This is a genomic window from Huintestinicola sp. (assembly GCF_050874005.1).
In the GTDB taxonomy this organism is placed as follows: Bacteria; Bacillota; Clostridia; order Oscillospirales; family Ruminococcaceae; genus Huintestinicola.
On sequence record NZ_JBNMJV010000001.1, the window covers coordinates 122,749 to 142,001 of the forward strand.

A 19,253-nucleotide genomic window follows, 5' to 3' on the forward strand; every position below is an offset into this window, starting at 1 on the left:
CAAATGCGGGTAATGCGGGACGGGGAACCCGTCCCCTACAATAGATTGTGTGTGCGTGGGAAATGGGCGAAAATCGGGGGTTTTAAGGATATGGAAATTTGTGGAAGAAAATATTGCACAAACGTTTACTGCGTTAATTTGCGGTTCATATAAGCCCGTGGCGGCGTGACAGGAGCATATTCTTTCCTGTATGGGGGTGTATCATAAGAGTGAGAATGCCCTTTATCCTGCCCCATTCCTTGCCGCTCACATAAGCGACATCGCTCTTTCCGTCAGCAATTTCAAGCCACTTAAAAGCCTGCTTTTTTATGTATCTGCCGACTTTATCATTTTTTTCATCGGTGCAGGCTAAAGCGTATTTATACGCCGCAGTATCTGCAATTCTCACCCTCTCACCTCCGTTCGGGCATAAAAATACCGCCTTGATTACTCAAAGCGGTTAAATTTTTTTATCAATATCCGAAATATAAGAAATCTTCGTATTCTGATATTTCATCAGCAGTTGCATCAGGATTTGCTTTCAAAAATGATATCATTTTATTCTGCCCTGATTTGTCATTTGCAAAAGTAAGCATAACTCCAAGGATAAAATCGGGATAGGTATCAGAAACATTTTCAAGCAGCGTTCTCAGTTCCGGATTTGAAGAAAGAGCACGTTCTGTTTTCAAACTCATATTTATCACCCTTTTCGGTATATGCAATAATCGTCAAAACCGTGATTTTCAAAATAGAACATCACATCAAGCTCGCCCGAATAATATTTGCACCATTTCCTTTTTGAATATCTTTCTTTATAAAAAGTGTTTACATTTCGGATAAAATAAATATATTCGGTATCAGTAACTTTGCATTGTGGATACTTGAATGGCTGTCCCTTTTTATCAAGTTTAACACCTTTATTCACTTTTGTCAATGACTTTTTGCGTTTTTTGTTTTTTCTGATACTATCATCGAAATCAAATTGACCGTTTTTCTTTCGGTTTTGCCCTTTAAACCTCACTTCCATCGCTCTCAACTCACCGATACACCGCTCAGAAGGGAGAATATAAGCAGAAGTAGTATATTTGTTCATAACATTCCCCCTATTCTGTCAATCAAACAAATTCGACTTCCTGTGCATAAAATCATAGCACTCGTTAAGAAACTCCTTGCCCTTGCCGTCCGCCCTGTTCAGCACCTTGAATTTAACAGCGTCCGCAAGGAGCATACGGTAATCAAGAACATCAAGCTATGATATTTCCGGAAAGATCACTTATATCCTCTCAGCTTTTTTGCTGATAAGCCGGACTGAGAGGCGTTATAACGGTGGGTTTTATTTCCCCGGGATATATTTTTTACAAAAAAGTAGTGACAAAATCAAAATAATGGTATATAATAGTAAGTGTTATGATTTTATACGACGAAAGGCAGGAATTATCGTGTCAAAGAAACCCTTCTACATTACTACCCCTATATATTATCCGTCGGGCAATCCCCATATCGGTCACTGCTATACTACAGTTGCCTGCGACTCTATCGCCCGTTACAGACGAATGCAGGGCTATGACGTGATGTTTCTCACCGGAACGGACGAGCACGGTCAGAAGATCGAGCAGAAAGCCGCCGAGAAAGGCGTTACTCCCAAGGAATATGTTGACGAGATAGTGGCTGTTTTCAAAAATCTCTGGTCGTATATGAATATAAGCTACGACCGCTATATCCGTACCACCGACGATTATCACGTTAAGACCGTTCAGACCATTTTCAAGGCTCTGTACGACAAGGGATATATCTACAAGGGCGAATACAAGGGAAAATACTGCACTCCCTGCGAGAGCTTCTGGACCGAGTCTCAGCTTGACGAGAACGGCAAGTGTCCCGAATGTCACAGAGATGTGGTTGAGGCTAAGGAAGAGGCGTATTTCTTCAAGATGTCTCCTTTTGCGGACAGGATTGAAAAGCTGCTAACAGAGACGGATTATTTACAGCCTAAGACAAGAGCGGTGGAGCTTGTTAACAACTTCATCAAGCCCGGTCTTGAGGACCTTTGTGTTTCGAGGACAAGCTTTAAGTGGGGCATTCCCGTTACATTTGATGAGGGTCACGTGGTTTATGTTTGGATAGATGCGCTTTCCAACTATATCTCCGCTCTTGGCTATGAGAATGAGGCTTATGATGACTTCGAAAAATTCTGGCCTGCGGACGTTCATATGGTGGCTAAGGATATTATGCGTTTCCACGCTATTATCTGGCCTGCTATGCTTATGGCGCTGGAGCTTCCTCTGCCTAAGCATTTGGCTGTTCACGGCTGGATAACCTTCAACGGTCAGAAAATGAGTAAATCTCTCGGAAATGTGGTTGACCCGCTGGTTCTGGGCGAGAGATATGGTGCAGACGCTATCAGATATCACATTCTCCGTGAAATGGCTCTCGGTGCGGACAGTTCATTCTCCAATGAGATTATGATAAACCGCATAAACTCCGACCTTGCAAACGACCTCGGAAACCTTGTTTCGAGAACTGTTGCTATGGTGGTGAAATATTTTGACGGCACTCTTCCTACCCAAAAGCAGTCCGACCCTATGGACGACGAGCTTATTAGTATGGCAACGGCTCTGAGGGGTATTGTTGACGAGTGCATTGACAATACTACGCTGAACATTGCTCTTGCGGAGATATTCAAGGTCATTTCCAGGGCGAACAAGTACATTGACGAGACTGCTCCCTGGGTGCTTGCTAAGGACGAGGCTAACAAGCCGAGACTTGCGGCTGTGCTTTATAATCTGCTTGAGGCTATCAGAATTTCCACATCTCTGCTCAGCGCATTTATGCCCTCCACTATGCCTAAGATCTGGGAGCAGATAGGTGCGACTGCAGATGATGTAAGCTATGAGAATGCTGACAAGTTCGGCGTTCTTCCTCAGAATATCACGGTTCACAAGGGCGATATCATATTCCCTCGTATTGATGTTGACAAGGAAATTGAGGAGCTTAATGCGCTCATTACCGCTCAGGCTGAAAAGGCAAAGGCTGAGCAGGACAAGGACGGGGCTAATCTTGAGCCTCTTGCGGACATTATCGGAATTGATGATTTCTTCAAGGCTGATCTGCGTATTGCCGAGGTAAAGAGCTGCGAGAAAATTCCCAAAGCTAAGAAGCTTTTAAAGCTTATGCTTGATGACGGCTTCGGCGAGAGACAGGTGGTTTCGGGCATTGCTAAATGGTATGCTCCCGAGGACCTTATCGGAAAGAAGGTCATTCTTGTGGCTAATCTTTCTCCAGCTAAGCTTTGCGGTGTTGAGTCCAACGGTATGATAGTTGCGGCAAGCGTGGGCGAGGACGCAAGAGTTATTTTTGTGGACAAGGATATCCCTAACGGTTCGAGACTTTCGTAAGTTTGACCTTTATTTCTCTCCCTTCCGTCGGTCGGGAGAGAAATTTGCATATTCGGATTTTTGACAGGAGGAAAAGTTTGAAAATCAAAGATTTTCAAACCGAGTTTTGTTTCTTCGGCTGTCGCCTCGATTTGCTTCGCAAAACACAAAACTCTCAGAAAGGAATGGTTATAAAAATGACCAAAGAAATTGAGGAATTACAGGCAGATATTGGGAGCAATTTAGACGAAATGATCCCTGCAGAATACAAAACAGCTTGGTTTTTTTACGAGCGGGGCAAGGATATTTGTACGACATACTGGTACTGCTACATTGACGCTTCTACGGGAAAGATAATTCCTGCCGATGGCATTGATAAAAGAAAGGATATTATTATCAAAGATATTGATCTGTTTAAAAGATGTGAGAATCATATTATTGATGATATGGATAAACTGCAGGATATGTATGCTTCGGAGTTCGGTAAGCAGTGGTATGGTATCACATATCAGTTAAATTCGGACGGTTCTTTTGATGTTTCATTTGATTATGAGAAACCTGTAGGAAGCTTACAGAAAAGAAGAGAAAAATGGTGTATGGAGCATTTGGGAACAATGCCGCCGGTCGTTACTATTGATATGATAAGAGAATGGTAAATTCTTCGGCTGATTTTCTACTGCTATGCTCTGCGATGGTTGTATCTCTTTTTTTCAAAGTGCAATTCCAAAGTGCAAAATTTGCACTTTGAAATTATGTTTTTGCACTTTGGAATTGCACTTTGGATTTTTTTATTGTGATGCGGCGAGTCTCTTAAAAAATTTTCACTCTTATAGTGTAAATTTTCCTCAAAGCCTATTGCAAAAGTGAAAAAAATGGAGTATAATAGAATTATAAAATTAAAAGTGTGCGTGTATGCACACCGTATGGAGGTACATTCAAATGTCAAGATTAGTTTCCGCTAAGGATATGCTTATCAAGGCTCGTGACGGCAAGTACGCTGTCGGTCAGTTCAACATCAACAACCTCGAGTGGACAAAGGCTATCCTGCTCACCGCTGAAGAGCAGAAGTCTCCCGTTATTCTCGGTGTTTCCGAGGGCGCAGGCAAGTATATGTGCGGCTACAAGACTGTTGTTGGTATGGTAAACGGTATGCTCGATTCCCTTAACATCACCGTTCCCGTTGCCCTTCACCTTGACCACGGCTCTTTCGAGGGCGCTAAGGCTTGCATCAATGCAGGCTTCTCTTCCATTATGTTTGACGGTTCTCACTACCCCATTGACGAGAACATTGCTAAGACCACCGCTCTTGTTAACACCTGCGATATTCTCGGCCTTTCCCTTGAGGCTGAGGTTGGTTCCATCGGCGGCGAAGAGGACGGCGTTGTTGGTATGGGCGAGTGCGCTGATCCTAACGAGTGCAAGGCTGTTGCAGACCTTGGCGTTACTATGCTCGCTGCAGGTATCGGCAATATTCACGGCAAGTATCCCGCAAATTGGCCCGGTCTCCGCTTTGATGTTCTCGAGGCTATCAAGGCTAAGACAGGCGATATGCCTCTCGTTCTCCACGGCGGCACAGGTATCCCCGACGAGATGATAAAGAAGGCTATTTCTCTCGGCGTTGCTAAGATCAACGTTAACACCGAGTGCCAGCTCGTTTTCCAGGAAGCTACAAGAAAGTACATCGAAGAGGGCAAGGACCTTCAGGGCAAGGGCTTCGACCCCAGAAAGCTTCTCGCTCCCGGCTTCGAGGCTATCAAGCTCAAGGTCAAGGAGAAGATGGAGATCTTCGGTTCTGTTGGCAAGGCTTGAGTTTAAATTCTGCTTAAATAATGCGACCGCCGCTCATTACTTGATGAGCGGCGGTTTATTATTTGTTCTGCAACTAATTATTCTTGAAATTACCCAATATAAGAATCCACCAAACAAATAAGCAAACAAATCAAAAAAATCAGATGTAGTGTTTTTTCGGAACAATGGGGTCACATACTCCCAAAATAAGCCTGCGGCTAACATAATCGTCTCGATGTAAAACAGCTTGCATATTTCGTGGTATTTGCCTATAATGCAAAGCATATTCATAATTGAAACAAAAGTAATACTTCCAATGATATCGTTAAAATAACAACACATAAAAAATCTTAACATATCATTTTCTATATCATTTTTTACACTTTGATTCAACAAATAAAAAAACAAAGTAATAATAATAAGTACCGTGTTTTTTCTCATTGAATATCATCCAATAATAGCAAAAATTACAAGTGCAATCAATACTCCCAAGATTATTGTTCCTAATGATGTACCCTCACCTTTAAATGTAATTGGCTTTTTCATATTACCCATCCTCATAAATAACGAAATATAATGAATCTTACTCGTTATAATCATTTCATAAGATGATTATACACTTATTATAATCTAATCAGATGATTTTGTCAAGTATAAAAACATCTTTTATGGTAAAATAAATAAAAGAGGTGTATATAATGGCATATTATCAGAGAATACGTGACCTGAGGGAAGATAGTGACAAAAAGCAAAGCGAATTAGCCAATTATCTTAAAACAACAACACAGTATTACAGCCGATACGAACACGGCGAAAGCGAGATACCCTTCGAACGAGCCATAATGCTTGCTAAATACTACAACGTGAGCCTGGACTACATTGCGGGGCTTACAAACAACAAACGGGGGCTTGCTTCAAGCGACCTTTCCGACAGCGAACAGGAGCTTTTACGCTTTGTCGCTTCACTTTCCGAAGATGAGCGGAAACGCCTTTCGGAGCTGGCGGAGATAATTGAGAAAATTTGATTTTGGGGATAAAAAACGGCTGTGGAAAGTTTCCATAGCCGTTTTGCAGTTCAGACATTCTGAGTTTTCGGGACAAATTCTATCTTTAAATTCATATTCATTGCAGAAGCAAGGCGCATAAGTGTTTTTACGGACGGGTTGGCGTTCCCACGTTCAAGCTTGCTTATGTCCGCCTGGTCTATGCCCGTAAGCTCTGCAAGCTGCTTCTGAGTGAGATGTTCCGAGTTTCGGCAGGCTATCAGCATTTTTGCGATCTCATATTCGGGGGCAAGGGCTTCGTATTCACGGCGCACTTCTTCATTGGTTTCAAGCTGATGGGCGAGGGTGTTTCTGAAATTTTTGCTCATTGATATCACTCCATTTTGTGATATGGTATATATCCCATATTTATATTGTATTCCATAATACTAAATTTGTCAAGAATAAATAGTATGTAGTGATCGTCTTTTGTTATCTCTTGCAAAATCCCCTCAGATATGCTATAATTACCCGTAGAAAAATATCCGCTGAGCGGTGAAAATAAGGTGAGATTTTGAAAATCAAAGATTTTCAAACCGAGTTTTGTTTCTTTGTCTGACGACAAAGATCTCCTTACGGAATACACAAAACTCTCAAATAAGGAATGGTTAATCAGATGGTTCAGAATGATATCTTAAAAAAATATTTCGGATATGAAAGCTTTCGTCCCGGGCAGGATCAGCTTGTGGAGAGCATTGTTTCGGGGAGAGACACTCTCGGTGTTATGCCTACGGGTGCGGGAAAATCCCTTTGCTATCAGATACCTGCTCTTATGATGGAGGGTATCACTATCGTAATATCTCCGCTTATTTCTCTTATGCAGGATCAGGTGGGGGCGCTGGTGCAGTCGGGGATAAGAGCCGCTTACATAAACAGCTCTCTTACGATGAACCAGCTTTACGCCGTTATCAGAAACGCCGAGGAGGGAGTATATAAGCTTATTTATGTGGCTCCCGAGCGGCTTGATTCCGAGCTGTTTATGAATTTCGCTCAGAAAGCAAAGATATCTATGATAACCGTGGACGAGGCACACTGCATTTCTCAGTGGGGGCAGGATTTCAGACCCAGCTATCTGAATATCCCGAAATTTGCGGCTTCTCTGCCACGAAGACCTGTTATGACCGCTTTTACCGCTACTGCTACGCAGCGTGTGCGTGATGATATTGTGAGACTTCTGGAGCTTCGTGACCCGTTTACTCTTGTCACGGGCTTTGACCGGAAAAATCTCTATTTTGAGGTGCGCCGTCCCTCGGACAAGTTTGCAGACCTTAAAAGGCTTGTGACCGCTTATGACAAGGAGGGACGCAGCGGCATTGTTTACTGCTCCACAAGGAAAAATGTGGAAGATGTTTGCGCTAAGCTGTGCGATGCGGGATTTTCGGCTTCGAGATATCACGCAGGTCTTTCCGAGGAGGAGAGACGGGTAAATCAGGAGGACTTTATTTTTGACCGGAAAAAGATAATGGTTGCCACAAACGCTTTCGGTATGGGTATTGACAAGTCTAATGTGACCTTTGTTATCCACTACAATATGCCAAAGGACGTGGAAAGCTATTATCAGGAAGCGGGTCGTGCGGGACGTGACGGGTCGCCCTCCGACTGCATTTTGCTTTACAGCGGTCAGGACGTTATAACCGCTGAGTTTCTTATCAAAAAAAGCTTTGAGCAGTCTGAGCAGGAGCCTGCTGCTGCTGAGGAGACAAGGCGCAGAGATCTTAAAAGGCTTCGGGATATGACCTATTACTGCACCTGCGGAGATTGTCTGAGGGGGTATATCCTGCGGTATTTCGGGGAAAAAGCTCCTTTGGAGTGCGGCTGCTGTTCGGTTTGCTGCTCGGATTCTGCGGAGACGGATATAACGGTGGAGGCGCAGAAGATAATTTCCTGCATTTACAGAGCGGGTCAGAGGTTCGGCGCTAAGATGATATGCGACATTTTAAGGGGCAGCGAGTCGGAAAAGCTCTCCGGCTGGGGGCTTGACAAGCTTTCTACATACGGCATTATGAAAGACACCTCGGAGCGGCGTATCAGGCGCATTATGGAACGGCTTGAGGTCATGGGGTATATTAAGCGCACGGAGGGCGACCGTCCTGTTCTGACGGTGGATAATTCGGCGCTTGAGGTGCTGAGGGGAACGGTGGTCGTCAAGGCTCGTATCCCCGAGGACGAGGTGAAGGAGAAAAAGACGAAGGAAACTCTCGTTTATGCGGCTGACCCCAAGCTTATGGAAATTCTCAAGAAGCTGAGGCAGAGGATAGCTTCTGTTCAGGGTGTGCCTGCTTATTTTATTTTTACGGACGCTACCCTTGCGGATATGTGTGAAAAGAGACCCTGTTCGGCTGCGGAATTTTTGAATGTTTCGGGTGTGGGAAGTGCTAAGCTTGAGCGGTACGGTGATGAGTTTATCGGGGCGATAAAGAGCTACTGTGATGAAAATCCGGCGGGGGAGCCTACGGTCAAAAAGGCTCCCGTTAACCGTATGAAAACCCCCGAGGACAGGAAAAGAGCTTTTGCGGAGCTTGAGAGGGGCATTTCTAAATTTGCACCGTCTGAGGAGAATATGAACATTACTGCGCTGATAAGCGGCATTATTACGGCGGCGGGGGCGAATGTTTCTGCCGCAAATCTGAGAACGGCAGTTCTTGAGTGGCTTATTGACCAGGGGTATTTGCAAGTTTGCCCCGACAATGAGGGCGGCGAGCGGAAGGGCATTACGGGGCGCTCTGACGAGATAGGCATTTTTGAGGAGCAGGTCACCGCAACTTCGGGAAAAAGCTACACCCGTGTACTGTACAGCACACGGGCGCAGAGGTTTATTGCGGATAATATGGGTAATATCGGTAAATTTCAAGCGGCTCACTTATGATATTTCCCGTTTCCGAGTATGGACATTGCACGATAGAGCTGTTCAAGGAGCATTACCCTTGCAAGCTGGTGGGGGAATGTCATAGGGGACATTGAGAGCCTGAGTGCGGCGGCTTTTTTTACCTTGTCCGATAGTCCGTAGGAGCTGCCTATGACGATACTTATAGAGCTTTTTCCCTCAACGGCGAATTTTTGCAGCCTTTCGGAAAAGTCCTCGCTGCTCATCATTTTGCCCTCTATGCACATTGCGATCACTGCGTCGCTCCCTGCGGCGGAGAGTATAGCGTCGGCTTCGGTGTCGAGTGCCGACTTTATTACCTTTTCCGAGGGGTTATCGGGGAGGCGGCACTCGGGGAGCTCGGTTATTTTTATATGACAGTAGGCTCCGAGACGTTTTGTATATTCGGCGCAGGCTTCTCTCAGGTAGCTTTCCTTGAGCTTTCCTACGGTTATGAGGTTTATATTGAACATTTACTTTGCTCCTTTTTTATAGGGGATTTCACATTAAGCGGGTGACGAACCGCAGCGAGACGTTCTATAGTTTGTTTGGGCGGCTGGCTGGCGGCTCGGTAACGATAGAAGCAAGCTGCCCGATAAACGGGAGAACGTTATTGCATCTTTTTTGACAAAATCAAGAAGACAACCCCAACAACCAGCAAAATAATTCCCAGGAGAAATGCTTTCATCATTATTCCTCGCTGATCTGCATAAAGACCGGCGGAGCCATCCAATGTATGATTGCTGGCATACCAAAACATTCCGCCAATTAAAAATGCGATAACACTAATTATGATGAAAATAATTCCCAGAACGAAAAAAGTTTTTTTCATATTATCCTCCAAATAAATCATAAATTTCCGCTTTTTCGGTCAGTATATTTGTATGTTGCCGAGCCGATAGTCTGACGGCCGAATAAATTACAGAACGTCTCGCTGCGGGTCGTTACCCGCCGATTTGCGGGGCTGATATTTCTCAGCCCATAATATAATTTTGTATTATAATATTCAGATAAAAATCAACCGGAATTTTCTTTTATCTCAGAGTATCAGCTCAAGTATCAGCAGCATTATAGGCTGATGTACGGCGTATATGAGCAGGGAATGTCTGCCTATAAATTCAAGGGGCGGGCATTTCATTCGGTAAAAGGCTTCGGGCAGCTTATGCTCCTTTACGGGGACGTGGAGGGCATAACCGAAAAGAAACATAAATATGTAGGGGATAAGGGGGAAATAGTCGGCGCTGTAAAATTCTCCGCTTTTTATGCCAATGGGATAGAGGTAGAGGTCTACGGCGGGGAGGGGAACGGTGATGTCGGTGACGAATAGATGTATGGTGCCGCTTCGGTGAAAATCCATAAGCATTATCCACAGCAGGGCGGAGGCTATGAGAAGCGCCTGCCACGGTATTTTATCAAGCAGGGGACGGAGCAGTCCGCATATTGTCATACAGGCTCCGAAACAGCTCAGAACTCCGAACACGATAAGCTCCGAGGGGATAAAATATGAGGTCACAAAGGTTATGAGCCAGCCTGCGATATAGAGAAAGGCTCCTCTTTTTATGGGGTCTTTGGAATAGCGTGTGCATATGCCCGAGACGGCGAAAAGCACCCATAGAAAGCAGGTGTGTACCGTTTCCGTTTCGGGCTGTCCCGGAGTTATGGGGCGGGGTATGGGGATTTTATAGATGAAGCGCAGGTCGAAAAGGAGATGGTAGAGCATTACAAGCACCATTGCTCCTCCTCGGAGTATATCCAGGGCGGCTATGCGCTCTTTTTTGGCTGCTTCGGTCATAGCGGGGGCGGCTTGCACGGGCGTGGCTCCTTTCGGCGGTTTTTTGTTTCAGTTATTATTATAATGCGGGTGTGGGGAGATGTCAAGCATAGAATGGATTTTTTCAATTGTTTAGTCAGCTTCTATGATATGGCGGTTCGTCACCTGCAAATTGCGATTTATCAGGCAGCTTATTTGTACCGTTACCGAACCGACGGTCTGCTGTCCAAATAAATTATAGAACGTCTCGCTGCGGGTCGTCACCCGCAAAAATTTTCCAAAGTGCTTGCAATAAACAGGGGAATGTGGTATAATAACTTTATACATTTGCCCGAAAGGAGGCGGCGGTGATGTCTGCCCGAATTTTTTGCTTTTATGCCCGTCGGTTTCCCGAAAGGGTGCAGGGTGATTTTTGAGTCGGACTGATTTATGAACTTACGGTCTCTTCGTTCCGAACGAAGAGCGCTTACTAATATTTATAAAAGGAGAATTATCTGTTATGGCTAAGGATAATAAGAAAATGGTTGACGCCATTACCTCTATGGACGAGGATTTTGCTAAATGGTACACAGACATATGCAAAAAGGCTGAGCTTGTTGAATACACAAGCGTTAAGGGCTGTATGGTGATAAGACCCTACGGCTATGCTATATGGGAGAATATTCAGCGTATTCTGGACGGTATGTTCAAGGCTACCGGCCATGAGAATGTTTGTATGCCTATGTTTATTCCCGAGAGCCTTTTGCAGAAGGAAAAAGATCACGTTGAGGGCTTTGCTCCCGAGGTTGCCTGGGTTACTCACGGCGGCAACGAGAAGCTTGAGGACAGACTTTGCGTTCGTCCTACCTCCGAGACCCTTTTCTGCGAGCATTACTCAAATATCGTTCACTCCTACAGAGACCTGCCCAAGCTTTACAATCAGTGGGTAAGCGTTGTAAGATGGGAGAAAACTACCCGTCCTTTTCTCCGCTCGAGAGAGTTCTTATGGCAGGAGGGTCACACCATTCACGCTACTGCCGAGGAGGCTATTGAAGAGACTGAGCGTATGCTGAACATTTATGCACAGTTCTGCGAGGAGAGCCTTGCTATGCCCGTTGTTAAGGGCAGAAAGACCGAGAGCGACAAATTTGCGGGTGCGGTGTCCACATATGCCATTGAGGCGCTTATGCACGACGGAAAGGCACTTCAGGCAGGTACCTCCCACTATTTCGGCGATGGCTTTGCTAAGGCATTTGACATTATGTACACCGACAAGGACAACAAGAAGGTTTATCCTCATCAGACTTCATGGGGCGTTACAACTCGTCTTATCGGTGCTGTTATTATGACTCACGGCGATGACAACGGTCTTGTGCTCCCTCCTGCGGTGGCTCCCATTCAGGCGGTCATTGTTCCCATTCAGCAGTTCAAGGAGGGCGTTCTCGAAAAGGCAAGAGAGGTTGAAGAAGCTCTCAAGGCTGCGGGCATCAGAGTTAAGGTTGACGACAGCGACAACAGCCCCGGCTGGAAGTTTGCGGAGTATGAGATGAAGGGCGTTCCTGTCCGCATTGAGATAGGTCCTAAGGACATTGAGCAGAATCAGTGCGTTATCGTTACCCGTCACAACAGAGAGAAGAGCTTTGTTTCCCTTGAGGGTCTTGCAGATACCGTTAATGCAAAGCTCGCTGAAGTTCACGACGGTCTGTACAAGGCGGCTCTTGAGAATCGTGAGAGAAGAACTTATTCCTGCGTGACTATGGACGAGATAACCGAGGCTCTTGAGAAAAACGGCGACGGCTTTGTCAAGGCTATGTGGTGCGGCGAGGAAGCCTGCGAGGACGAGGTAAAGGAAAAGACGGGCGTTGGCTCAAGATGTATCCCCTTCGAGCAGGAGCAGCTTTCGGACAAGTGCGTCTGCTGCGGCAAGCCTGCCAAGTATATGGTTTACTGGGGCAAGGCATATTGATTTTTTGATAAGGAAGGCTGTCGGGTATTCGGCAGCCTTTTTGCAGGGAGGCTGATCTTATGAGACCCGAGGAGATAATTAAAAGATTTAACTGCGAGCCTGAGGACGAGTATGACAAGGCGCTCATATTCTCTCTTAAAAAGTGGATAGCGGACGAGATAAACGAGATGTGCGACAACGGGATCTGCGCTCTTATATTTTCCCTTGAGGGGCTGCGGGGCTGTATTGGATATAACACCGAAAAGCAGATTGCGGAGTATGGCAGAGGGCTTGAAAATTGGAAGAATTTTAAGTTTGCTTCGGTAAACGACGATCCTGCTGTTGACGGTTCGGTGGAGATGTGGTACGATTTCAAGGGCTTTGAGAATATGGAGTATGGAAAAGAGAGATTTGCGACCGGGTATTATAAATGCGCTTTAAATGCCTATCTTCAGCTTGTTTCCGACGGTATTATAAAGGAGAGGTTCGGAAGAAATATCGAGGCAGAATTTATGGGGTATAATCTCGAGGGATATATCAGACTGACGGCAGATGAGAACGGCGAAATGACTTATTAAATGCCTTTTGTTATAAATGCATAAAAATATCTGAAAATATACAGGATAATTCTACATCTGCAATTTGACAAAATGCTTGCAAATCAGGGAAAAGTATGTTATAATACTACTTGCGTGACTGCGAATGATATGCGATGAAGCGGAAGGTTGCTTACGGTTTGTAAGGGAATTTCCGCAGAGTATGTCCGATTTGAAACCGGGCGGCTGTAATACCGAACACAGTTTGTGTCTCAAACCACAGGCAGATATGTCTGCAGGTGAGCGCTTTGTGTGCTTGCGGCAACCCGAAACATTATGCGATGTTTTGGGATTTTTTATGTCGTTTATCACGAAACGCACGGCGGCGTGTGAATAACACTCGGGTGCGTGGATACAGATAAATATTGGGTGTTGCAAACTCGTCCCCATTTAAAAATTTTTCAGGAGGCGATTTTAATGGCAGTCAATGAAAAAATCAGAATCAAGATCAAGGGTTATGATCACGCTGTAGTTGACGCAGCAGCAGCTAAGATCGTTGATGCGGCTAAGCGCAGCGGTGCAAGAGTTTCCGGTCCTATCCCCCTTCCTACAGACAAGGAGATTGTTACTATTCTCCGTGCTGTACACAAGTACAAGGATAGCCGTGAGCAGTTCGAGATGAGAACTCATAAGAGACTTATCGACGTTCTCAGACCTACTGCTAAGACTACCGAGGCTCTTCAGGGTCTTGAGCTTCCCGCAGGCGTTGACATCGTAATGGAAATTAAGTAATCCGATTTCCTTCGTTTATTCGAAAAGATGTCAGGAAATGTGGGGTCAATGTTGGCGTATGCCAACCAATAACCTATAGGGAGGAAAAAATATGACAAAGGCAATCATCGGTAAGAAAATCGGTATGACACAGATTTTCGATGAGGCAGGAAAGGTTATTCCTGTTACCGTTGTTGAAGCCGGTCCCTGCGTAGTAGTTCAGAAGAAAACCGTTGAAAATGACGGCTACAGCGCAGTTCAGTGCGGCTTCGGCGACATCAGAGAGAAGCTCGTCAACAAGCCTGTAAAGGGTCACTTTGCTAAGGCTGACGTTGCTCTCAAGAGAACCCTCAAGGAGTTCAGACTCGACAATGCTGAGTCTCTTAATGTGGGCGACGTACTCAAGGCTGATACTTTTGAAGTAGGCGACATCGTTGATGTTTGCGGTACTTCCAAGGGTAAGGGCTTCCAGGGTACTATCAAGAGAAACAATAATCACAGACTGAAGGAAACTCACGGTACAGGTCCTGTTGCAAGACAGGCAGGTTCTATGGGCGCTTGTTCTTCCCCTTCGAGAATCTTCAAGGGCAAGGCTCTCCCCGGACATATGGGTGCTGAGAGAGTTACCGTTCAGAATCTTGAGATCGTTAAGATCGACGCTGAAAACAATCTTATCGCAGTAAAGGGCGCTATCCCCGGCCCCAAGAACGGTATCGTTACTATCGTTGACTGCGTTAAGAAGGCTTAATGGAAGGAGGAAGCGATAATGCCTAATATTAAGGTTATGGATATGACAGGTAATGAGGTTTCCACCATTGAGCTGTCAGATGCAATTTTTGGTATTACTCCCAATGTTCCTGCTATGCACACAATGGTTGTAAATTACCTTGCTAATCAGAGACAGGGCACACAGTCCACTCTTACCCGCACAGAGGTAAGCGGCGGCGGAAGAAAGCCCTGGAGACAGAAGGGTACAGGTCACGCAAGACAGGGCTCCACTCGTGCTCCCCAGTGGACACACGGCGGCGTTGCTCTCGGTCCCAAGCCCAGAACCTACCGTTTCACTGTAAACAAGAAGCTCAAGAGACTCGCTATGAAGTCTGCTCTCTCTTCTAAGGTTCTTTCAGGCGATATGATCGTACTCGACAATATCACTATGAACGATTACAAGACCAAGGATATGGTCAAGATGCTCGGCGCTGTCGGTGCTCAGGGCAAGGCTCTCATTGTTATGCCCGAAGTTGACGCTAAGGTCATCAAGAGTGCTGCCAATATCCCCGGCGTTAAGACTGCTCTCGTAAACACAATCAACGTTTACGATATCCTCAACTACGACAAGTTCGTTGTTGTTAAGGACGCAGTTGCAAAGATTGAGGAGGTGTATGCATAATGACTGCACAGGACATTGTTATCAAGCCCATCATCACCGAGAAGAGTATGGGCGGTCTGCAGGAAAACAAGTACACTTTCAAGGTTGCAAAGGACGCTAACAAGATCGAGATCGCTAAGGCTGTTGAAGAGCTTTTCGGCGTTCAGGTCGCAAGCGTTAACACCATGAACGTGAGAGGAAGAGCTAAGAGAGTTGGTCTTAACAGAGGTACTACTCCCTCCTGGAAAAAGGCTATCGTTACTCTCAAGGAAGGCTCCAAGACCATCGAATTCTTCGATGGTATGATGTAATCCGAAAGTTCGGATGACCGTTTTCCCGAAACGGAATGTATGGAAGGCATCTTTAATGTAAAAGCAATGCCTTTCGCAAAACCACTTTAAGGAGTTGAAATCACAATGGCTATCAAGTCATATAAGCCTACGTCCCCCTCAAGACGTCAGATGACTGTTACCGACTACAGCGAGCTTTCCAAGGTAGCTCCCGAAAAGAGCCTCCTCGCTCCCCTCGATAAGAAGGCTGGAAGAAACAGCTACGGTCGTATCACTGTTCGTCACAGAGGCGGCGGAAACAGAAGAAAATACAGAATCATTGATTTCAAGAGAGATAAGCAGGGTATGAACGCTACTGTTATGACTCTTGAGTACGATCCCAACAGAAGCGCATTCATCGCTCTCGTTCAGTACGAGGACGGCGAGAAGAGATATATCATCGCTCCCTACGGTCTCAAGGTAGGCGACGTTATCAGAGCAGGTTCCGACGCTGATATCAAGCCCGGCAACGCACTGAGACTCGGCGATATCCCTGTTGGTACTTTCATTCACAACCTTGAGCTTTATCCCGGCAAGGGCGCTCAGCTTGTTAGATCTGCCGGCAATATGGCTCAGCTTATGGGTAAGGAAGATGATTACGCTCTCGTAAGACTTCCTTCCGGCGAGATGAGAAAGATCGCTGTCGGCTGCATGGCTACTATCGGTCAGGTAGGCAACATCGATCACGAGAACGTTAACCTCGGTAAGGCAGGACGTACTCGTCACAAGGGCATCAGACCTACTGTAAGAGGTTCTGTAATGAACCCCTGCGATCACCCCCACGGCGGTGGTGAAGGTAAGTCTCCTGTCGGCCGTCCCGGACCTGTTACCCCCTGGGGCAAGCCCGCTCTCGGCTACAAGACCAGAGCTACTCATAACCGTTCCGACAAGTTCATCGTTAAGAGAAGAAACGGTAAGTAATTCACACCCGTTCCACAGAACTTCAAAATATTTTATTATACTCATAGGATTCGTAAAGAGGAGATTGCTGATCTTGTCCCGAGGGACAAAGCTCTTACGGGTAAGATCGGCATAATCTTGCCTCTAAACATCTGAGAGGGGAGGAAAACCAATGAGCAGAAGTATCAAGAAGGGACCTTACGTTCAGGAAGTCCTTTTAAAGAGAGTTATTGCTATGAACGAGGCAGGCGAAAAGAAGGTCCTCAAGACCTGGAGCAGATCCTCTACTATTTTCCCTGATTTCGTAGGACACACATTTGCTGTTCACGACGGCAGAAAGCACGTTCCCGTTTATGTTACGGAGGATATGGTAGGTCACAAGCTCGGTGAGTTCGCACCTACAAGAACATTTAAGGGCCACGCAGGCTCCAAGACATCCAACAACGGCAAGTAAGGCAGAGAGGAGAAGATTTTAATGGAAGCAAGAGCACATCTTACTAATGCTCGCATAGCGCCCAGAAAGGTTCAGATCGTTCTCGACCTTATCAGAGGCAAGGACGTTGAGACCGCTATGGCGATTTTAAAGTATACACCCAAGTCTGCCTGTGAATACCTGGAGAAGCTTCTGAAGTCTGCGGTTGCAAACGCTGAGAACAATTTCGGTATGAGTAAGGAGAACCTTATCGTTTCCGAGTGCTTCGTTTGCCCCGGACCCATTATGAAGCGTATTATGCCTCGTGCACAGGGCAGAGCTTTCCGCATCAACAAGAGAACTTCCAACGTTACTCTCGTTGTAGCTGAAAAAGAATAAGTCGAAAGAGGAGGTAAATTATGGGACAGAAAGTTAATCCCCACGGTCTGCGTGTAGGCGTTATCAAGGACTGGGATTCCCGTTGGTTTGCAAACAAGGCTGCTTTCGGCGATACACTTGTTGAGGACTACAACGTTCGTAATTTCATTAAGAAGAGCCTTAAGGACGCAGGCGTTCCCAAGGTTGAGATCGAAAGATTTGCCGGCAAGGTAAGAATCCACGTTTACTGCGCTAAGCCCGGTATTGTTATCGGACGTGGCGGCGAAAATATCGAGAAGCTCCGTCTCTCCGTTGAGAAGATGATGGGCAAGTCTGTTTACATCAACATCGTTGAGGTCAAGCAGCCCGATCTCGATGCTACTCTCGTTGCTGAGAACATCGCTGCTCAGCTCGAAAACCGTGTTTCCTACAGACGTGCTATGAAGCAGGCTATCGGCCGTGCTATGAAGCTCGGTGCTAAGGGTATCAAGGTAAGAGTCGGCGGCCGTCTGGCAGGTGCCGAGATCGCAAGAAGCGAAACTTATCACGAGGGTACTATTCCCCTTCAGACCATCCGTGCTGACATCGACTACGGCTTCGCAGAGGCTCACACAACCTACGGCCGTCTCGGTATAAAGGTTTGGATCTACAAGGGCGAGATCCTCAAGGGCGAGGCTTCCGCTGCAAGAGTTAACAAGGCTCCCGCAGAAAAGCCCGAAAGAAAGCGCCGCAATAATGACGGCAGAAAGCGTGAGGGCGGTTACAGACCCCGTGCTAACAAGAACGAAGGAGGTAATGCATAATGCTGCTTCCCAAGAGAGTTAAATACAGAAGAGTTCAGAGAGGCAGAATGACCGGTAAGGCTCTCAGAGGCAACACCGTTTCCAACGGTGAGTACGGTCTTCAGGCTCTTGAGCCCGCTTGGATCACATCTAATCAGATCGAGGCTGCCCGTATCGCTATGACACGTTATATCAAGCGTGGCGGTCAGGTTTGGATCAAGATTTTCCCCGACAAGCCCATCACTGAGAAGCCCGCTGAAACACGAATGGGTTCCGGTAAAGGTTCTCCCGAGTACTGGGTGGCTGTTGTAAAGCCCGGCAGAGTTCTCTTTGAGATCGCCGGCGTTCCCGAGGAGACTGCAAGAGAGGCTATGCGTCTCGCTATGCACAAGCTCCCCATTAAGTGCAAGTTTATAACTAAGGCAGAGGAGGCGAGCGAATAATGAAGGCTTCGGAAATCAGAGATATGACTGCTCAGGAGCTGGAGAACAAGCTCGTTGATCTCAAGAAAGAGCTTTTCGCTCTCCGCTTCCAGCACACTGTTAATCAGCTTGATAATCCTGCACGTTTAAAGGCTGTCAAGAAGGACATTGCACGCATCAAGACTATTCAGCGTGAACAGTCCAATGCTAAGTAAGGGAGGACATTATAATGGCTGAAAGAAATCTTAGAAAAACAAGAGTCGGCAAGGTAGTTTCCAACAAGATGGACAAGACTATCGTTGTTGCTATTCAGGATAATGTAAAGCACCCCCTTTACAAGAAGATCATCAAGAGAACCATCAAGCTCAAGGCTCACGATGAGCAGAATGTCTGCAACATCGGCGACAGAGTTGAGATCATGGAAACTCGTCCTCTTTCCAAGGACAAGAGATGGAGACTTGTTCAGGTTATCGAAAAGGCTAAGTAATTGACCCGACGATAGGTCGCTTTCACCGAGATTTTTTTTGGAAATTTCTAAAAAGGTATTGACAAACGGATTTCGGTGTGGTATAATATTCAATGTTGCTGATGTTTGGGCAAAGATGTGAATTT

At 46.0% G+C, this 19,253-nt stretch carries 25 protein-coding genes; 18 read left to right on the top strand and 7 right to left on the bottom strand.

Translation table 11 applies throughout. The annotated features are described in order from the left end of the window. Nucleotides 1-145: 145 nt before the first annotated feature. The 3 genes from ACR0QN_RS00585 to ACR0QN_RS00595 form a co-directional block, all read right to left on the bottom strand. Nucleotides 146-388: a hypothetical protein gene (locus ACR0QN_RS00585; protein ID WP_432649246.1), complete on the bottom strand. Its 243-nt coding sequence runs from the start codon at nucleotides 386-388 to the stop codon at nucleotides 146-148. Between the two features lie 64 nt (nucleotides 389-452). Beyond that, nucleotides 453-674, bottom strand: a complete 222-nt coding sequence (locus tag ACR0QN_RS00590; RefSeq protein WP_432649247.1) for a hypothetical protein — start codon at nucleotides 672-674, stop codon at nucleotides 453-455. A gap of 5 nt (nucleotides 675-679) precedes the next feature. Beyond that, nucleotides 680-1,072 carry a hypothetical protein gene (locus ACR0QN_RS00595; RefSeq protein ID WP_432649248.1) on the bottom strand — a complete coding sequence of 131 codons (393 nt, stop codon included), beginning with the start codon at nucleotides 1,070-1,072 and terminating at the stop codon, nucleotides 680-682. Nucleotides 1,073-1,418: 346 nt separating this feature from the next. On the opposite strand from ACR0QN_RS00595, the gene metG reads away from it, so the two are divergent. The 4 genes from metG (at nucleotide 1,419) to ACR0QN_RS00615 (ending at nucleotide 6,166) form a co-directional block, all read left to right on the top strand. Beyond that, nucleotides 1,419-3,374, top strand: a complete 1,956-nt coding sequence (gene metG, locus ACR0QN_RS00600; protein ID WP_432649249.1) for a methionine--tRNA ligase — start codon at nucleotides 1,419-1,421, stop codon at nucleotides 3,372-3,374. 77 nt (nucleotides 3,375-3,451) lie between these two features. Then, nucleotides 3,452-4,009 (top strand): immunity protein YezG family protein, encoded by a 558-nt coding sequence (locus ACR0QN_RS00605; RefSeq protein WP_432649250.1) that lies wholly within the window; start codon nucleotides 3,452-3,454, stop codon nucleotides 4,007-4,009. A gap of 283 nt (nucleotides 4,010-4,292) precedes the next feature. Beyond that, nucleotides 4,293-5,162, top strand: coding sequence for a class II fructose-1,6-bisphosphate aldolase (gene fba / locus ACR0QN_RS00610; RefSeq protein WP_432649251.1), 870 nt, complete (start codon nucleotides 4,293-4,295; stop codon nucleotides 5,160-5,162). Nucleotides 5,163-5,839: 677 nt separating this feature from the next. Next, nucleotides 5,840-6,166 (top strand): helix-turn-helix domain-containing protein, encoded by a 327-nt coding sequence (locus tag ACR0QN_RS00615; RefSeq protein ID WP_432649252.1) that lies wholly within the window; start codon nucleotides 5,840-5,842, stop codon nucleotides 6,164-6,166. Between the two features lie 50 nt (nucleotides 6,167-6,216). Here the strand turns inward: ACR0QN_RS00615 and ACR0QN_RS00620 are convergent, their stop codons facing one another. Next, nucleotides 6,217-6,513 (bottom strand): helix-turn-helix domain-containing protein, encoded by a 297-nt coding sequence (locus tag ACR0QN_RS00620; RefSeq protein WP_432649253.1) that lies wholly within the window; start codon nucleotides 6,511-6,513, stop codon nucleotides 6,217-6,219. Nucleotides 6,514-6,788: 275 nt separating this feature from the next. Between ACR0QN_RS00620 and recQ the strand changes: the two genes are divergently transcribed. Further along, complete coding sequence (recQ, locus tag ACR0QN_RS00625) at nucleotides 6,789-9,050, top strand: DNA helicase RecQ (RefSeq protein WP_432649254.1); 2,262 nt, start codon at nucleotides 6,789-6,791, stop codon at nucleotides 9,048-9,050. On the opposite strand, the gene rlmH is transcribed toward recQ, so the two are convergent. The 3 genes from rlmH to ACR0QN_RS00640 form a co-directional block, all read right to left on the bottom strand. Next, entirely contained in the window at nucleotides 9,041-9,520 is a 480-nt protein-coding gene (gene rlmH, locus ACR0QN_RS00630; RefSeq protein WP_432649255.1) for a 23S rRNA (pseudouridine(1915)-N(3))-methyltransferase RlmH, read from the bottom strand. The genes recQ and rlmH overlap by 10 nt on opposite strands. A 137-nt stretch (nucleotides 9,521-9,657) precedes the next feature. Continuing rightward, complete coding sequence (locus ACR0QN_RS00635) at nucleotides 9,658-9,891, bottom strand: hypothetical protein (protein WP_432649256.1); 234 nt, start codon at nucleotides 9,889-9,891, stop codon at nucleotides 9,658-9,660. Nucleotides 9,892-10,086: 195 nt separating this feature from the next. Then, a complete protein-coding gene (locus ACR0QN_RS00640) occupies nucleotides 10,087-10,839 on the bottom strand; it encodes a heparan-alpha-glucosaminide N-acetyltransferase (protein ID WP_432649257.1) in 753 nt (250 codons plus the stop codon). Nucleotides 10,840-11,317: 478 nt separating this feature from the next. Between ACR0QN_RS00640 and proS the strand changes: the two genes are divergently transcribed. From proS to rpsQ, 13 genes are all read left to right on the top strand, one after another. Then, nucleotides 11,318-12,763, top strand: coding sequence for a proline--tRNA ligase (proS, locus tag ACR0QN_RS00645; protein WP_432649258.1), 1,446 nt, complete (start codon nucleotides 11,318-11,320; stop codon nucleotides 12,761-12,763). 59 nt (nucleotides 12,764-12,822) lie between these two features. Next, nucleotides 12,823-13,320: a hypothetical protein gene (locus ACR0QN_RS00650; protein WP_432649259.1), complete on the top strand. Its 498-nt coding sequence runs from the start codon at nucleotides 12,823-12,825 to the stop codon at nucleotides 13,318-13,320. A gap of 435 nt (nucleotides 13,321-13,755) precedes the next feature. Beyond that, nucleotides 13,756-14,070: a 30S ribosomal protein S10 gene (gene rpsJ, locus ACR0QN_RS00655; protein ID WP_432649260.1), complete on the top strand. Its 315-nt coding sequence runs from the start codon at nucleotides 13,756-13,758 to the stop codon at nucleotides 14,068-14,070. A 91-nt stretch (nucleotides 14,071-14,161) separates the two neighbouring features. Further along, a complete protein-coding gene (gene rplC / locus ACR0QN_RS00660) occupies nucleotides 14,162-14,797 on the top strand; it encodes a 50S ribosomal protein L3 (protein WP_432649261.1) in 636 nt (211 codons plus the stop codon). A gap of 18 nt (nucleotides 14,798-14,815) precedes the next feature. Continuing rightward, on the top strand, nucleotides 14,816-15,439 hold the full coding sequence (gene rplD, locus ACR0QN_RS00665; protein ID WP_432649262.1) for a 50S ribosomal protein L4: 624 nt from the start codon (nucleotides 14,816-14,818) through the stop codon (nucleotides 15,437-15,439). Further along, nucleotides 15,439-15,729 (top strand): 50S ribosomal protein L23, encoded by a 291-nt coding sequence (rplW, locus tag ACR0QN_RS00670; RefSeq protein ID WP_432649263.1) that lies wholly within the window; start codon nucleotides 15,439-15,441, stop codon nucleotides 15,727-15,729. Before rplD ends, rplW begins: the two co-directional genes overlap by 1 nt. Before the next feature lie 105 nt (nucleotides 15,730-15,834). Continuing rightward, nucleotides 15,835-16,668, top strand: coding sequence for a 50S ribosomal protein L2 (gene rplB, locus ACR0QN_RS00675; RefSeq protein ID WP_432649264.1), 834 nt, complete (start codon nucleotides 15,835-15,837; stop codon nucleotides 16,666-16,668). Nucleotides 16,669-16,819: 151 nt separating this feature from the next. Continuing rightward, nucleotides 16,820-17,101: a 30S ribosomal protein S19 gene (rpsS, locus tag ACR0QN_RS00680; protein WP_022475293.1), complete on the top strand. Its 282-nt coding sequence runs from the start codon at nucleotides 16,820-16,822 to the stop codon at nucleotides 17,099-17,101. Between the two features lie 21 nt (nucleotides 17,102-17,122). After that, nucleotides 17,123-17,458: a 50S ribosomal protein L22 gene (gene rplV, locus ACR0QN_RS00685; protein WP_432649265.1), complete on the top strand. Its 336-nt coding sequence runs from the start codon at nucleotides 17,123-17,125 to the stop codon at nucleotides 17,456-17,458. A gap of 20 nt (nucleotides 17,459-17,478) precedes the next feature. Next, the gene (gene rpsC / locus ACR0QN_RS00690) at nucleotides 17,479-18,240 is read left to right on the top strand and encodes a 30S ribosomal protein S3 (RefSeq protein WP_432649266.1); all 762 of its coding nucleotides are present in this window, start codon (nucleotides 17,479-17,481) and stop codon (nucleotides 18,238-18,240) included. Continuing rightward, entirely contained in the window at nucleotides 18,240-18,662 is a 423-nt protein-coding gene (gene rplP / locus ACR0QN_RS00695; RefSeq protein WP_432649267.1) for a 50S ribosomal protein L16, read from the top strand. Before rpsC ends, rplP begins: the two co-directional genes overlap by 1 nt. Continuing rightward, the gene (gene rpmC, locus ACR0QN_RS00700; RefSeq protein WP_432649268.1) at nucleotides 18,662-18,856 is read left to right on the top strand and encodes a 50S ribosomal protein L29; all 195 of its coding nucleotides are present in this window, start codon (nucleotides 18,662-18,664) and stop codon (nucleotides 18,854-18,856) included. The genes rplP and rpmC overlap by 1 nt, the downstream gene beginning before the upstream one ends. Nucleotides 18,857-18,870: 14 nt before the next feature. Continuing rightward, entirely contained in the window at nucleotides 18,871-19,128 is a 258-nt protein-coding gene (rpsQ, locus tag ACR0QN_RS00705) for a 30S ribosomal protein S17 (RefSeq protein ID WP_432649269.1), read from the top strand. Nucleotides 19,129-19,253: the final 125 nt, after the last annotated feature.